The organism is Bhargavaea cecembensis (assembly GCF_001619585.1).
Classification (GTDB): Bacteria; Bacillota; Bacilli; order Bacillales_A; family Planococcaceae; genus Bhargavaea; species Bhargavaea cecembensis_A.
Window position 1 is genome coordinate 195,551 of the sequence record NZ_LQNT01000011.1, and the last position, 15,053, is coordinate 210,603.

Below are 15,053 nucleotides of genomic sequence, written 5' to 3' on the forward strand. Positions count from 1 at the left end.
TTTTCAAATCAAAGGAGACCATTTATCGTGAAACAAGAAAAAGCGGTCGTCGTGTTCAGCGGCGGCCAGGACAGCACGACCTGCCTGTTCTGGGCATTGGAACAATTTGCGGAAGTGGAGGCCGTGACGTTCGACTACGGCCAGCGACACGCACTTGAAGTGGAATGCGCAAAAGACATCGCAGAAGAACTTGGCGTGAAGCACCACGTCCTCGACATGGCATTGATCGGCCAGCTCGCGCCAAGCGCGCTGACGGATACCGGAATTGAAGTCGCCGACGGCGAGGACGGGTCGCTGCCGTCCACATTCGTACCGGGGCGGAACCTGCTCTTCTTTTCATTCGCCGGGATTCTTGCCCGCCAGATCGGCGCAAAGCATATCGTCACAGGCGTCTCCGAGACCGACTTCAGCGGCTATCCCGACTGCCGCGATGCATTCATCAAATCGCTGAACGTTACGCTCAATCTTGCGATGGACGGACAGTTCGTCATCCACACGCCGCTCATGTGGCTCGACAAATCGCAGGTCTGGGAACTGTCGGACACGCTCGGGAAACTCGACTATGTCCGCACCAAGACGCTCACCTGCTACAACGGCATCCAGGCGGACGGCTGCGGCGAGTGCCCGGCGTGCCGCCTTCGCAGGAAAGGCCTTGAAACCTTCCTTGAGAAGAAGGACGGAACCATTCTTTCCTTGAGCGGATCGGCTGAGGGGGTGGCACAGCCATGAGGATCTTCCTGTACCTTATCTCCATCGTCATCGCCAACGTCGCGACCGCCGCACTCATGCCGCTTGAATTCGGGATCTTCATCATCCCGGTGGGCACCCTGTTCGCCGGAGCGACGTTCATCTTCCGCGACCTTGTCCAGAACCGGTACGGCCGCAGGAAGACCTACATGTTTATTGTAATCGCGCTCGTCCTGTCCGCGACGGTCTCCTTCCTGCTCGGTGATACGCTGGCCATCGTCACCGCTTCGGCACTCGCGTTCATCGTCGCCGAATCGGCGGATACGGAAATCTACACCCGCCTGAAAGTATCGTTCGTCTGGCGCGTGTTCTACAGCGGCATCGTCGGCGGCATCCTGGACTCGGCCGTCTTCGTCATTGTCGGCATGAGCCCGATCGGCGCCGGATTTATCCCTTGGGAAGCCGTTCCGGTCGCCATCCTGAGCCAGGTCATCGCGAAATCCGCCGTCCAGACAGTTGGCGCGCTGATCCTCGGTCAGATGCGCGGATTCCGTGCAGTGCCGGCCCAGACATAAATTGAAAAGAAGCATGCCGCCCAGGCCGGGCTGCATGCTTCCTTTTCATATTGAATGTGCAGTCTCGTGGGACGACTGTACAATCTCACCCGCCGCCAGCATTCGGCTTGCTGATTTTTCGCGGACGTGTTGATCATTGACCTTACCAGTAAGCATGCAGTCCGCCATGGGCTGCATGCTTCTATTCATTCATAAAACGTCATATGCGGCTTTTCCTGCCGGTAATAGTCCAGCCGGTCTTCCAGCGTCCCGGTATGGAACTCGAACTTGTGACCGTCTGGGTCGGTGAAGTAGACGGATTTCCGGTCCCGCTCGTCCCTTTCGCGGCCAGGCAGGATGTTCACGCCAAGCTCCTTGAGTCTGGCGACCTGTCCGTCGAAATCGGCTTCACCGACCGTGAAGGCGATGTGCGTGTAGGACTCATGAATCTCCTGACGAGGAATGTCCAGCTCCTCATTGAGCGCGAGCCACATCCCGTTCAGATCGAAATAGGCAGTGGTCCTGCCCTTAACGAGCAGCTTTGCTTCGAAAACCTCACTGTAAAATTGGATGGACCGGTCCAGGTCGGACACCGAAAACAAGAAGTGATTGATCCCCTTAATCGTCATCTGCACTTCCCCCTCCTTCTTGGCTCCATTATGAATGTGTAATCTTGCGGCGTGAATATGTAATCTCGCTCCCTGATCGTGTAAACTCTCAAGCCAAACGTATCTTCTCGCGAATTCCAGCTCTAAAGAGAGAGAAGCATGCAGACCAGACCGGCTGCACGCTTCACTTCATTCCACGATCCGTTTTTCCATAAGCACATTGTTGCGCCAGGCGCCGTCGCGCTTCGCGATTTTCTCGCGGATGCCGACGATACGGAATCCGCATTTCTCATGCAGGCGGATGCTTGCAACATTTTCTTGGAAGATGGCGGCCTGCAGTGTCCAATATCCGGCACGGCGCGCTTCTTCTTCGAGATGGCGCAGCAGCCGTGTACCGATACCGCTCCCTCCCGAATTCAGTTTCACGTATACGCTCACTTCACCGACACCGCGGTACACGTCACGTGCGGAGAACGGCATGAGTGATACCCATCCGAGAACCTTTCCTTTTTCTTCATAAACGAACCGGAGCTCAGGATGAAATTTCCGGTCCCACCCCTCTTCGGAAGGCACCAGGGTCTCGAATGTCGCGAGGCCTGTGTCCATCCCTTCCTGGTAAATCTCCAGCACGTCCCCTAAAAACTTCACGGCTCACTTTCCGGATCATATGCCCCCTCCCCTCAGTAACCGCGTGCTTTCCTCACTCCTCCCCATCCTTCTCCAATGCCAGGTAGCGGTAGAGTGTCGTTTTCGAGATGTTCGTTTTCTCGCGGATTTCGGCGAGTGTATATAAGTTAGAGCGGTACATCCGGAGTGCTTCGCGGACGTTTTTGTCCTTTTTGCGCGGGCGTCCGGTGGATACGCCTTTTTCCCGCGCGCGGTCGATGCCGGTCTTTGTTGCAAGGCTCACGGTTTCAGACTGGAATTCCGTGAACATGCGCACCATCTGCTCCAGCGTGAGCGACAGCGGCTGTTCGGAGTCGAATTCCTCTCGGTGGAATCGGATCACGGCTTTTTTCTCCGACACCTGTTCGAGCACGGCCATGAGGTGTGCAGGCGAATGGGCGAGCGTGACGAGCGAGTGGACGTAGACCACGTCCCCTGCCCCGAGCCGTTCCAATAGCGCATCGAGTGCTTCATTGATCTGATACTCCTCTTCCCGCACCCATTCATCGACCGGATGGGTGCCGAGGGTCTCCTTTTGTGCCGCCATGTCGCGGTCGGACGGCAGGCAGCGGATATATGCGTAGTTCATCATAGACTCCTTTCCGGAAAAGCTTCGTTCCCATTATAAACGGAGAAAGGACCAAAAGGGTTCCCTTTTGGAACAATCGATGTTAGAATGTGTCAGTCAGATTACAATAAAGAGGTGTACCAAAATTGATAGATACATTAAAGAAAGAATGGTTCGGCAACGTCCGGGGGGATATCCTGGCGGGTACCGTTGTGGCCCTCGCCCTGATTCCCGAGGCCATCGCCTTTTCCATCATAGCAGGCGTGGACCCGATGGTCGGCTTATATGCCTCCTTCTGTATTGCGGTCATCATCGCCTTCGTCGGCGGGCGGCCGGGCATGATTTCGGCGGCGACCGGCGCGATGGCGCTTCTCATGGTGCCGCTCGTCCGCGAGCACGGACTGGATTATCTTCTTGCGGCGACGATCCTCACCGGGGTCATCCAGATCCTTTTCGGTGTACTGAAGATCGCAAAGCTGATGAAATTCATTCCCCGTGCTGTCATGATCGGCTTCGTCAACTCGCTGGCGATCCTGATTTTCATGGCGCAGGTGCCGCACTTCCTCGGCATCAATAACATGACCTATGTATTCGTCGCGATCACGCTCGCAATTGTCTATATCGTCCCGCGGTTCTTCCGTGCGATTCCCGCTCCGCTAATCGCGATTGTCATCCTGACGGCGGTGGCGATCTTCTCCGGCTTCGAGCTTCGCACGGTCGGCGACCTCGGCACGATTTCGCAGACGCTCCCGGCATTCCTGATCCCGAATGTTCCATTTAACCTGGAAACACTCGCGATCATCTTCCCGTACTCGCTCGCGCTCGCAATCGTCGGGCTGCTTGAGTCGCTCCTCACTTCCCAGATTGTCGACGACATGACCGACACGGGAAGCAATAAAAACAGAGAAGCGCGCGGCCAGGGCATCGCGAACGTCATCAACGGATTCTTCGGCGGAATGGCGGGCTGCGCGATGATCGGCCAGTCGGTCATCAACGTGAAAAGCGGCGGACGCGGTCGGCTGTCCACACTGACGGCGGGTCTCCTGCTCATGTTCCTGATCATCGTCCTCGGCGACCTCGTCGTCCAGATTCCGATGCCGGTCCTCGTCGGCATCATGATCATGGTATCGATCGGCACGTTCGACTGGGGCTCGTTCACGTACCTCAGGAAAGCACCGAAGTCGGATGCGGCAGTCATGGTTGTCACGATGGCGATCGTCGTGGCCACACACGACCTGTCCAAAGGCGTCATCGCCGGTGTCATCCTCAGCGCAATCTTCTTCGTCGTCAAAATCTCCAAAATCAAGGTCGAGAAAAAGCTTACGGACGCCGGCATCCTGTACAGCGTCCAGGGCCAGCTGTTCTTTGCTTCGGTTGAGGACTTCCTCGCAGGCATCGACCTGACCGAGCAGAATAAAGACATTCGCATTGACTTCACCGACTCCCATGTATGGGACGACTCTGCGGTCGGTGCGATTGACAAGGCGGTCCTGAAGCTCAGGGAAAACGGCAACGATGTCACCGTCCAGGGCCTGAACGCCTCCAGCCGCCGGATCATCGACAGGCAGGCCGTCTATACAAACGAAACGGCCATCGCGGCCACAACCGAATAACTACTGCGACTCAAGGCGGCTCCGGAATCCTATCCGGAGCCGTCTTCTTGGTCTTTCGTTGTCTTTGCTTGGCCTCTTATTGCCTCTGCTTGGTCTTTCACTGCCCTCTCCTGGACATTCGTTAGCTCTGCCCGGTCTTTCGCCCTTGATATATTTTTTATACTTGATATACTAAGTATACAACAAAGCAAACACATCAAAGGAGGCGTGCCCTTGCAGACTTGTCCCTATATGGAGGCGGCTTTTCAGATCCTCGGGAAAAAGTGGAACGGCCAGCTGGTCCACTATCTGTGGTCCCGCGAAAATTACGCCGCCCACTTCTCGGAGATGAAGCAGGACCTCGCGGGCATGACGCCCCGTGCGCTGTCACTTAAGCTCACCGAACTGACCGAGGCCGGCCTCATCGAAAAGACCGTCCACCAAGACCCGTCCATCAGCATCCTTTACCGTCTGACGGACAAAGGCGCGGCACTGGCCGAAAGCCTGAAACCCATCCAAGAGTGGGCCCAGCAACATCTCGACGTCCAACTCACCCCAACAAAGGAGGAACAATGATGAACAAAAACAACCTGATCTGCGATATGGAAACCGGCGTATGCGGCGTCCCGGGAGAGGAAAACACGAGCGGCTTCCAGATGCTTGACTTCAGCCAGCCGAAGGAAAAAGTCGACCTGTATTATGTGACCGACCCGATCTGCTCGCACTGCTGGGCGCTTGAGCCGCAGTTCCGCGCATTTACGGAGCGCTATGCCAATCACCTGAACGTCCATACGGTCATGGGCGGCCTGCTTGAGAAATGGGACGGATTTGCCGACCGGGCCAACGGAATTTCCGGCCCTGAAGACGTCGCGTCCCACTGGCGGGAAGTCGGCGAGCACAGCCGGATGCCGATCGACGGAACGCTCTGGCACACGGATCCCGTCACGTCTTCGTTCATCCCGTCCCGCGTATTCAAGGTCGTCCAAAAGCACGATCCTTCACTTGCACCGGTGTTCCTGCGCCGCGCCCGCGAAGAGCTGTTCGCCTTCAACCGCAACATTTCCGATGCCGCCGTCCTGAAGGAAATCGTCGACGGACTCGGTCTTGACGGAGACGCCATTGTAAAAGAATCCGAAACACCGGAAGCACAGCAGCTACTCCAAGAAGATTTCCGCACGGCGGCCAGCCTCGGCGCCCGCGGCTTCCCGACAATCGTCCTCGTGAACAAAAACCAGCAGGGCGTGAAAATCGTCGGTGCCCGCCCGCTTGAAGCGTACGAAGAAGCGCTGAAGCAGGTCCTCACCGAAGGCGAACCGAAAGCGGCGGACACGCCAACACTCCAGACCGTCCTGGGGAAAGAAAAGCGGCTTTTCTCCAAAGAAATCGAGGTGCTCTACAATATCTCTCAAGAAGAAGTGAGCAGCTTCGTCGCACGCGAGCTTCCGGACGGCTCGTTTGAAACGGATGAGGTGCTCGGCGAAACGAGTTTCCTTCAGAAGTAAGCACTGGAAAATATCACATCGAATCGTTCTGCCTCCAGCGGTTATTCTAACTGCACAAAGGAGGCGAAAACCACATGCCAAACAACAACAATTCCAACAAACTCGTTGTACCGGGCGTACGCCAGGCACTCGACCAGATGAAGGAAGAGATTGCACGGGAGTTCGGTGTTCAGCTTGGAGAAAACACAACAGCGCGTGCCAACGGTTCCGTCGGCGGAGAAATCACGAAGCGCCTGGTTGCCCAAGCTCAACAGCAAATGAAAAACGGCGGCCAGTAATCCGCCCTGAAATCAGTATGTCCCTACCCAAATCCGCCATACAAAAGAACCGCCGGAGGGCCTTCAACCCTTCCGGCGGTTCTTATTATTTTCCGCCCTGTTTCAGGCTCGGCGGGCGGATCTGTTCGCCGAAGCTTTCTATTTCGATCTCAAAATCAATGTCGACATCGGCTTCGGTAAAGTGCTCACTCCACCCGTAATCTTCGAATTGCTTCATGGTCCAGAAGTTTTTCCGGGTAGCCGCGTACCAGACAAACGGCTCTCCCCCGTATTCTTCCTGCAGTTTCATGACCAATTCATCAGATTTCTTCTCCAATCGTTCTTCGACGGCTTTGACAAGTCTTTTTTGCCTTTCCTCGTTGCGCGTATAGTCCTCAAGCGAAAGGTTGGAGTTGATGCGCATCTTCATGGGCACCATCACTTCGACTTTGGCCGGCGACCGGTCCGTATTCACCCGGATTTTGGAGTTTTCGGATCTGTTGAAGACGACGGATATGCGGTATTCCTCATTGGCGGGGTCAGGGAAGGAGGCTGTCATGGCCTCGATCAGATTCTTCCTTCTGAGCAGCTGCGAGAGCCGTGTTTCCTCCCCATCCAGAGTCCCGATCATTTGGCCATTCCTTAAGATCGCCGATCCCATCATCTGGACGGGGTCTCCCGAACTCTGCGGCACCTGGCCCGCCAGATACGTATCATCGTTTTCATGTTCCTCGGGATCTCTTTGGGCCGTGGCGTAAACCGCCAGGAACAGTTCATGATCCGTACGCTGGTAGAAGGTGTTCAGGTTGGACAACGGGACGTAGCCGGTATGCTTCCAATTCTGTCTGATGAACTCATAGTACTTGTGCGGCCGGGTTTCCATCGTCGGGTTGTTGTTCTTGATAAAGTCCTTGGCGGGTTCTTTTGTAACGATCATCATCGCTTCCCGCCTCATCTCGGGGTCGATAATCGCAGAGCCGATGATATGTTTGAACAGTTTATCCCTGGCGAGCTCTTCTCCGATGAGGATCGTCTCCAGATGGCTGAACGTGATTTTCCTGGGCAGGGAGGACTGCGCCATTTCCTTGGCAGACAGCAGATCGGGGGCGGTGATGGTAACAATGTCCGCCGGCGGTTCCTTCTGTGCTTCCGCCGCCTGGGATGTATTCACCTGCGGATTGGAGATCTGGAAGGTCACCTCTATGAGATTTTCTTTCTCGGCTTTATCCAACCCGATTGCGACAACAAACGCCTGCATTTCCAGCTCCAGCCGCTCCCCGCACCCGGACAAAAACAGAGCCGCAAGCACAATCCCCAACTTCCATCCGATCCTTCTCATGGTTTCGCCTTCTTTCTAAACCTGTCCAATACCCATAACAGCACAGGCAGCAGCAGGAACAGACCCGAGCTGACCTCAAGGAGAAGCTTCCTCCACTGCTCACCCTGAAGATGGTTGTCCGGAATCATGCCCAGCACGACGGCAATCCCAGCCAGCGGCAAGATCAGATACTCGAATTCCCTGTAGTTGATCACTTTGCCGAGCAAGAAAGCGGACAAGTACAGATAAATGGCAAAGTGGAGAGATGCCCCGATAAACCAGAGCGCCAGGAAGACTGCTTCCACATGGTTGGCCACCGTTCCGATCATCGCCATCCTCGTCAGGTGATGATAAGGAAACGCGATATTCTGCACGGCAGGATAGTCGAACATCATCACGTAGACCGCCAGAAACACCGCCATCTTGAAAGCAGGCACCCATAGCCCCCACAGCGCCGCTTTACGGAATGCCCCATGTGAACGGACATAGGCATACAGAATGCCGATGAGGATGATATCCCCGTAAAAAGCGCTGTATGCCACACTGTCTTTCAGTATTGTCCCCGCTCCGGAGCCGGCAATCGGAAACACATAATAGTAGTTGAGCTGACTGGCCACACTGATGATCAGAAAAACAGAGGTCAGCATGAAGACAGGGACCACGAGCAGAGCGGTCCGGCTGACCGCTTCCAGTCCCCTGTGGGCGATATAGAACGATGCACCCAAAATCAGCACCACCATGATCAAGAGGACGGAAGTTTCCGGATAATACATCGTGGTGACGATGTCCGCGTAATTGCGGCCGTTGAGCGAGGTCGAGGAAAAGATGGCCACAAACAGGGCGAGCGTGATCAGCCGTCCAAAAGCATTCCCGGTCAGTTTGTAAAGCAAGTCGACCAGGCCGATATTGTGTTTTTTCAAGAGCGGCAGCAGCAAAAGCAGGGGCCCCAACAGAAAGGCTGCCGAAAGCAGAGGCATCATCCAAGCCGCCGTGATGCCCGAATCCAGCAGCAGATTGGGCGTTGAATTCGTAATGCGGATCGCCATCATCGAATAGATGATGGCGAAAAATTCTCTGCCTCCGATTTTTCCGTCCGACACCCGGATCATGAGCCGGCCCCTCCTTCCTGTTCAGTCCGCTTGGATTCCTGCGGACTGAGAGACTGGGGACGAAGATTCTGCTTCCTGGAGATCGGCCGCAAAAACAGATCCCGTGAAGACGGCATATGCGGGGACAGCGGCGAGAAAAATGGCACGCCGAACGACTTGATCGACGCGGCATAGGCCAGCAGAGCTGCAAATGCTAGGGCGATGCCGATAAACCCAAGCAGAAAAGCAGCGAGAATAAAACCGAAACGCAGGATGCGTACCATGACACTGAGCCCCAGGTCCGGAAGCGCAAAGGAAGACAGGCCGGTGATCGCGATCACCACAACTAGCAAGGGGCTGACCAGGTTGGCCTGCACGGCCGCCTGGCCGAGGATCAGCGCGCCGACAATCCCGATGGTGGTCCCGAGTGGGGTCGGTACCCGGACCCCCGCCTCCCTCAGGATCTCGAACGTGATCTCCATCAGGAGCAATTCCATCAGAGAGGGAAACGGCACGCGCTCGCGTGTCCCCGCAATGGCCAGCAGCAGGTCGGTCGGAATCATTTCCGGATGGAACGTGATGACGGCCAGGTAGATGGCCGGCACGAGCAATGCGGTAAACAGGGCGATCAGCCGCATGATCCTGGCAAAATTTCCGTATGCCCACCGGAGAAACTGGTCCTCCGCCGTATGGAACAGCGACCAGAACGTGATCGGGGCGATGAGCGCTTCGGGCGAATTGTCCATGAGGAGCACGACATGCCCTTCCAGCAGAAAGGAACTTGTCCGGTCCGGCCGCTCCGTCGTCATGATGGAAGGAAACAGTGAATAAGGCCGCTCCTCGATCAGTTCCTCCAGTGCGGAAAGCGTCAGGACTGCATCCTTGTCCACTCGGGCAATGCGGTCCTTCACGTTCTGGACCAGCGTCTTGTCCACGATGTTGTCCAGGTAAAGGACCGACACATTCTGCGGGGATTCCTTGCCGACGGTCACCGTCTCAGATACGAGCCGGTGGTCCTTGAGCTGCCTGCGGATGAGGGATTGGTTGACATCAGTCGCTTCCACAAAGGCATTGTTGGGCCCTTTAATGACAATCTCCCGGGTCGGTTCGCTCACGGAGCGTTTTTCGAATCCGGCGGTATCCGCCGCGATGGCATTTTTCTCGCCGTCGATCAGGATGACGGTACTGCCGTTGATCAGGCGCCGGACTGCTTCCCGAAAGTCAGCGATGGTCTCGCTGCCGGTGATGGTCAGGGTGTTGTCTTTGATGTCATCAACCGACGGCTCTTTCCCCTCCTCTGCCGGTTGGGAAGCCAGGAGAGGCCTGATGATATGGTCGTTGATCTTCTCCGTATCAGCGGCGCCCGCGATAAACAGCACCCTTGCACGGCGATTAATGGACGGTATGCTCAATGCCCTGGACTTCAGGGCGTCGTTGGCGGGATAGAGAAACAGGTCCTCCAGCTGCTTGACATTGTCTTCAAGCCGGTCCGAAAACGGGTCGTTCGGGACCTGGTTCAGGGCCGACCGGTCCTCTGCCGAATCCCCACTGAACAGCCGCTTCAGGAAATCACTCATCTTCTGCACCTCCCCTTATAGGGATGGATTCATAGAAGAAGGATGGACTGAAATTCTTTGAGTTAACCATGTTTCTCAGAAAAGAATGGGAGTCTTGGGATATAAAAAATGATCCCGGCATCATGCCGGAATCATCTTGGGTTTCATCTTTTATGGAATCCGTGCGGATTTCCGCTACAGGCCCTTCGCTTACCGCGGGCGTTGCCTTAGCCTCCTCGAGCTGCGCTCTGCGGGGTCTTCGGCTAACGCTTTTCCCGCAGGTGTCTCGGGCCTTCCGCTCCAATCCGTTATAAGGAGAGCTTTTCAGTAATAACCCAATTCGTTCAGAAAAAACGGCTAAGAACCCGGCCGTACGATGTACCTTAATTAGGCTTAAATACAGTCTTATTGCGACTTAGACTAGACAAGCTTATCAGTATTCCAATCGACTTCTTTTCATCTGACAGGCCCCGATGTCATCTCAGTCAGCGGGGCGTTTACGTCGAAGATGCGGCCGCGGATGCCGGTGATGCCGAAGCTTTCGAGGCGGGCGGTGTGCATCGTGAGGTAGTCCTCTGCATGCTGTTTCGTCTCGAACAGGTAAATGCCTCCGGCTTCCCTGTCTTCCGCGTTTTCCGTCCAGATCTTCCAGAGGAAGCCCGGTTCTTTGGTGATGCTTTGTGCGAGGTCCGCGTAGGCTTCGGACATCTCCTGTCCAAATGGACCGTCTGTCTTGAAATCAACCTGCAGCAATACTGGCATTGAATTGCCCTCCTTTTGATTGAACACCCACTATTCGCTCAACACTCAAAATCGACAAAGATGCTGTCTTCGATTCCGATTTCCTTCAGATAATCCACGATTTCCAGGTGATTGGGATGGGTGCCGTACGCGTCGAGCGCCGCACGGTCTTCAAAGCGGACGGTGAGTCCCATCTCATAGCCTTTGCTCCTGTCCGAGAAGTTCATTCCCTGACGGATGTCCACGATGCCCGGGATATTGCCCTTCAGCGCGAGTGTCCGGCGGATCAGCTCTTCCTTCTGTTCCTGGGTCGTCTCCGGGGAGAACTTCAGGAGTGCGATGTGCTCAATCATTGGTGACGGCCGCTTTCTGATTGAGCGATTCCCTGTCGAAGCCGGCGATCCGCTTGTACCGGTTGGCGACAGCCTCCAGTTCTTTCCGAGGGATGACGTCCTCGATGTCCTCAAATCCGTTCGGCGCCCGTTCCTCGGCCATCTGCATGACGACTTCCGGGCCGTTCTGCCGGTTTGTCCGGACGATCTGAGACGTTGGGCCGAGCCGCTCGGCTTCATACGCTTTCAGGGCGGACTCGGCTTCCGGCTGTGCTTCGATGGCGATGCGGAGCGCTTCCGAATCGAGGATCGCCTGCGATGCCCCGTTCGAGCCGATCGGATACATCGGGTGCGCTGCATCGCCGAGAAGTGTCACGCGCCCGAACGACCACTGCGGGAGCGGGTCGCGGTCGACCATCGGGAACTCATAGACGGCCTCCGCCCCCTTGATCAGCTTCGGCACGTCCAGCCAGCCGAAGTCCCAGCCTGCAAACGCAGAAGCGAACTTTTCCCTGTCGATCGACTTGTTCCAGTCCGCTGGCTCCGGCATGTTATCTACCCAGAGCTCTGCAATCCAGTTGATGAGCGAGCGGCCGCGCGCCTCTTCCTCCGGACCGATCGGGTAGGCGACGAACTTCTGGTTCTGGTGACCCGCCATGATCATCGACCGGCCGCTCAGGTAAGGATCGCCTTCCGTCACGGCACGCCAGAGGATCCGCTTGCCGTACTTCGGAAGCCCTTCGTCGGGATAATAATGCCTGCGTACGACGGAATGAATGCCGTCCGCCGCGATGAGCACATCTGCGGAATGTTCCCCGAGCGGCTCGCCGGACTTCTTATCCACAAATCGCGCGGTGACGCCGCCCTCTGTTTCTTGGAACGACTCTAGATGGTGCCCGGTCCGCACCGCTCCCTCCCCGAGGCGCTCTTTCACTGCATCCAATAGCAGCATCTGCAGGCGTCCGCGGTGGATCGAGTACTGCGACCACTTGTAGCCTGCGTGCTTTCCCCGGTCTTCCTGCCAGATCCGGTTCCCGAATTTATTCACATAGATCAGTTCCCTTGTCGGAAGGCCCGCCGCTTCCAGCTTTTCTTCCAGCCCAAGCTCGGTCAGTACCCGTACCGCGTGCGGCAACAGGTTAATTCCGACACCGAGCGCACGGATTTCCGAGACGCTCTCGAACACTTTCACGTTAACGCCGGCCCTGTGCAGTTGGAGCGCCGTGACGAGCCCGCCAATGCCTCCGCCGGCGATGATGGCCGATTTCACATTCGTCATCTCTAATCTCTCCTGACGTCTTGCTGTATGATTTCCCCGACCTCATTATACACCCCTTCAGCCTCATTTCGCCTGAATCGTCCGTTAATTCCGAATGAATGCTTGGGCTAGAATGTCCCTCTTCCCCTTTGCATACATTTACAGGCGAATGGAATGGAAAAGAAAGGACGGGTGATGACATGGATCGATTTCCTCCTGGTCCGGAAAATGAAGGCCAAGGCGGCGAAGGCAGTGACGACTATAAAGGCTTCGAAGGTTTCGAAGGTCCCGATAACCCCAAGCAACAGCAGCTAGACGAGTACCGCATCAAGAACACCGACAACCCGATGACGACAAACGGCTCCGTGAAGAAGGCGGGTGATTCCGAGCAGCTGAAGGCGGGCGTACGCGGCCCGGCACTCCGGCAGGACTTTCTGTTTTTCGAGAAGATGACCCACTTCCTGCGCGAAGAGATCCCGGAGCGGATCGTCCACGCACGGGGCTACGGCGCCTACGGGGAGTTCGAGTGCTACGAGTCGATGGCCGAGTTCACGAAGGCCGGATTCCTGCAGAAGCCGGGCAAGAAGACACCGACATTTGTCCGGTTCTCCACTGTACAGGGGCCGCGCGGCTCATACGACACCGCGCGCGACCTGCGCTGCAAGGGTGTGAAATTCTACACAGAAGAAGGCAACTATGACCTGACGACAATCGCGATGCCGGTCCTGATCAACCAAGATGCGATGAAGTTCCCGGATGTCATCCACGCTTACCAGGCCAAGCAGGATGAAGGCATCCCGACCGCCACCGGCGCCCACGACCGTTTCTGGGATTACGTCGCGAACAACCAGGAAGCCCTCCACATGACGCTCTGGGTCATGTCGGACCGCGGCATCCTCAGAAGCTACCGGATGATGGAGTCCTGGGCGATCAACACCTACCTGTTCGTGAACGCGAAAGGCGTTCCGACGTTCGTCCGATTCGTCTGGAAGCCGGTGCTCGGCGTCCACTCGCTGCTGCAGGACGAAGCGATCAAAATCGGCGGCATCGACCCGGACTTCCACCGCCGTGACCTCCGGGAAGCGATCGACAAGGGCTATTATCCGGAGTATGAGCTCGGCGTCCAGCTGATTTCGATGGAAGACGAGTTCAGCTTCGACTTCGACGTGCTCGATCCCGCCAAGTTCTGGCCTGAGGAAGTCGTACCGGTCAAACTGATCGGCAAGATGAAACTGAACCGCAACATCTCCAACGAACACGCCGAATCCGAACAGGTTGCCTTCAACCCGGCGAACGTCGTCCCGGGCATCGACTTCTCGAACGATCCCGTGCTGCAGGGCCGCCTCATGGCCTACCAGAGTGCCCAGTACCACCGGCTCGGCAGCAACAACTTCCAGGACCTTCCCATCAACCGGCCGCTCTGCCCGTTCACGAACAACACCCGTCGCGGTGTGATGCGCTACCGGATCGACACGGACCAGGTGAACTACCACCAGAACTCGCTTGCCGACAACACCCCGTACACCGTCCCGGTGGATGAAGGCGGCTACGAATACTATCCGACACGGGTGGAGGGCCACAAGATCCGCGCCCGGAGCGAGTCGTTCAGTGATTTCTTCTCGCAGCCAAGGATCTTCTGGAACTCCCTTACCCCGATCGAGAAACAGCACACAATCGAGGCGCTCAGCTATCAGCTCGGCCGGTGCAGGAACATCTCCGTCCGCGAACAGAACGTCGATATCCTCGCCAAGGTCGACGAAGGCATGGCCGCCGTCGTCGCCAACAACATCGGCGTCCGGCGCTCGAAGAACTCCCAGGTTGATGCAGAGGAGCGCTACCCGTCGCTGAGCCAATACAGCACGCCGAAATACCCGACCACCCAGAAAGTCGGCGTCCTGATCGGCGACGGCTATGACTGCGAGGAAGTCGCCCAGACCCTCGAGACCCTGAAGCGGAATGGCGTCTTTATCGCCATCATCTCCGACACCCTCAACCCTGTCCAGGCATCCGACGGCTCGATGCTTAAAGTGGACGAAACCTTCCTCACCTACAGCCCGTACCTCGTCGACTCGGTCTACGTCGTCGGCGGCAAAGCCAGGGACCAAAAGAAATTCGACCGAGACATCGTCGAATTTGTCCGCGTCGCCTACACCCATTTCAAGCCGATCGGCGTCGCCACGACCGGTCAGATTTACGTTCAGGCCACTCCGCAGAACAACCTCGCCGGCGTCATCTATGCGGCGGACAACGAGTACTTCGAGGAAGAGTTTGTGAAGGCGATCGGGAAGATGAGGTTTTGGAATCGAACGTAGGAAAGTACTGTCTC

General features: G+C 56.5%; 16 protein-coding genes. 7 read left to right on the forward strand and 9 right to left on the reverse strand.

Translation table 11 applies throughout. The features are described 5' to 3' along the window. Window positions 1–27: 27 nt before the first annotated feature. Together queC and AV656_RS11590 are read left to right on the forward strand one after the other, a co-directional pair. Window positions 28–729: a 7-cyano-7-deazaguanine synthase QueC gene (gene queC, locus AV656_RS11585; RefSeq protein WP_063182122.1), complete on the forward strand. Its 702-nt coding sequence runs from the start codon at window positions 28–30 to the stop codon at window positions 727–729. Then, entirely contained in the window at window positions 726–1,262 is a 537-nt protein-coding gene (locus AV656_RS11590) for a VUT family protein (RefSeq protein ID WP_063182124.1), read from the forward strand. The genes queC and AV656_RS11590 overlap by 4 nt, the downstream gene beginning before the upstream one ends. 185 nt (window positions 1,263–1,447) lie before the next feature. On the opposite strand, the gene fosB is transcribed toward AV656_RS11590, so the two are convergent. The 3 genes from fosB to AV656_RS11605 form a co-directional block, all read right to left on the reverse strand. Beyond that, a complete protein-coding gene (gene fosB / locus AV656_RS11595; protein ID WP_063182126.1) occupies window positions 1,448–1,870 on the reverse strand; it encodes a metallothiol transferase FosB in 423 nt (140 codons plus the stop codon). Window positions 1,871–2,038: 168 nt separating this feature from the next. After that, window positions 2,039–2,497 (reverse strand): GNAT family N-acetyltransferase, encoded by a 459-nt coding sequence (locus AV656_RS11600; protein ID WP_063182128.1) that lies wholly within the window; start codon window positions 2,495–2,497, stop codon window positions 2,039–2,041. 52 nt (window positions 2,498–2,549) lie between these two features. Further along, window positions 2,550–3,104: a recombinase family protein gene (locus AV656_RS11605; protein WP_063182130.1), complete on the reverse strand. Its 555-nt coding sequence runs from the start codon at window positions 3,102–3,104 to the stop codon at window positions 2,550–2,552. 125 nt (window positions 3,105–3,229) lie between these two features. Here AV656_RS11605 and AV656_RS11610 point away from each other — a divergent pair, with 125 nt between their 5' ends. The 4 genes from AV656_RS11610 (at window position 3,230) to AV656_RS11625 (ending at window position 6,455) form a co-directional block, all read left to right on the forward strand. Continuing rightward, on the forward strand, window positions 3,230–4,696 hold the full coding sequence (locus tag AV656_RS11610; protein ID WP_063182132.1) for a SulP family inorganic anion transporter: 1,467 nt from the start codon (window positions 3,230–3,232) through the stop codon (window positions 4,694–4,696). A gap of 213 nt (window positions 4,697–4,909) precedes the next feature. Then, window positions 4,910–5,251 carry a winged helix-turn-helix transcriptional regulator gene (locus AV656_RS11615; protein WP_063182134.1) on the forward strand — a complete coding sequence of 114 codons (342 nt, stop codon included), beginning with the start codon at window positions 4,910–4,912 and terminating at the stop codon, window positions 5,249–5,251. Beyond that, window positions 5,251–6,177, forward strand: a complete 927-nt coding sequence (locus tag AV656_RS11620) for a DsbA family protein (protein ID WP_063182136.1) — start codon at window positions 5,251–5,253, stop codon at window positions 6,175–6,177. Before AV656_RS11615 ends, AV656_RS11620 begins: the two co-directional genes overlap by 1 nt. Before the next feature lie 74 nt (window positions 6,178–6,251). Next, window positions 6,252–6,455: an alpha/beta-type small acid-soluble spore protein gene (locus tag AV656_RS11625; protein ID WP_063182138.1), complete on the forward strand. Its 204-nt coding sequence runs from the start codon at window positions 6,252–6,254 to the stop codon at window positions 6,453–6,455. 85 nt (window positions 6,456–6,540) lie between these two features. On the opposite strand, the gene AV656_RS11630 is transcribed toward AV656_RS11625, so the two are convergent. The 6 genes from AV656_RS11630 to AV656_RS11655 form a co-directional block, all read right to left on the reverse strand. After that, window positions 6,541–7,773 carry a Ger(x)C family spore germination protein gene (locus AV656_RS11630; RefSeq protein ID WP_063182140.1) on the reverse strand — a complete coding sequence of 411 codons (1,233 nt, stop codon included), beginning with the start codon at window positions 7,771–7,773 and terminating at the stop codon, window positions 6,541–6,543. After that, entirely contained in the window at window positions 7,770–8,861 is a 1,092-nt protein-coding gene (locus tag AV656_RS11635; protein ID WP_063182142.1) for a GerAB/ArcD/ProY family transporter, read from the reverse strand. Before AV656_RS11635 ends, AV656_RS11630 begins: the two co-directional genes overlap by 4 nt. Continuing rightward, the gene (locus AV656_RS11640) at window positions 8,858–10,417 is read right to left on the reverse strand and encodes a spore germination protein (RefSeq protein WP_063182144.1); all 1,560 of its coding nucleotides are present in this window, start codon (window positions 10,415–10,417) and stop codon (window positions 8,858–8,860) included. The genes AV656_RS11635 and AV656_RS11640 overlap by 4 nt, the downstream gene beginning before the upstream one ends. 435 nt (window positions 10,418–10,852) lie before the next feature. Continuing rightward, entirely contained in the window at window positions 10,853–11,158 is a 306-nt protein-coding gene (locus AV656_RS11645) for a monooxygenase (RefSeq protein WP_063182145.1), read from the reverse strand. A gap of 38 nt (window positions 11,159–11,196) precedes the next feature. Then, the gene (locus AV656_RS11650) at window positions 11,197–11,490 is read right to left on the reverse strand and encodes a Dabb family protein (protein WP_063182147.1); all 294 of its coding nucleotides are present in this window, start codon (window positions 11,488–11,490) and stop codon (window positions 11,197–11,199) included. Further along, complete coding sequence (locus tag AV656_RS11655; RefSeq protein WP_063182149.1) at window positions 11,483–12,748, reverse strand: flavin-dependent oxidoreductase; 1,266 nt, start codon at window positions 12,746–12,748, stop codon at window positions 11,483–11,485. Before AV656_RS11655 ends, AV656_RS11650 begins: the two co-directional genes overlap by 8 nt. Before the next feature lie 179 nt (window positions 12,749–12,927). On the opposite strand from AV656_RS11655, the gene AV656_RS11660 reads away from it, so the two are divergent. Next, window positions 12,928–15,039 (forward strand): catalase, encoded by a 2,112-nt coding sequence (locus tag AV656_RS11660; protein WP_063182151.1) that lies wholly within the window; start codon window positions 12,928–12,930, stop codon window positions 15,037–15,039. Window positions 15,040–15,053 lie beyond the last annotated feature (14 nt).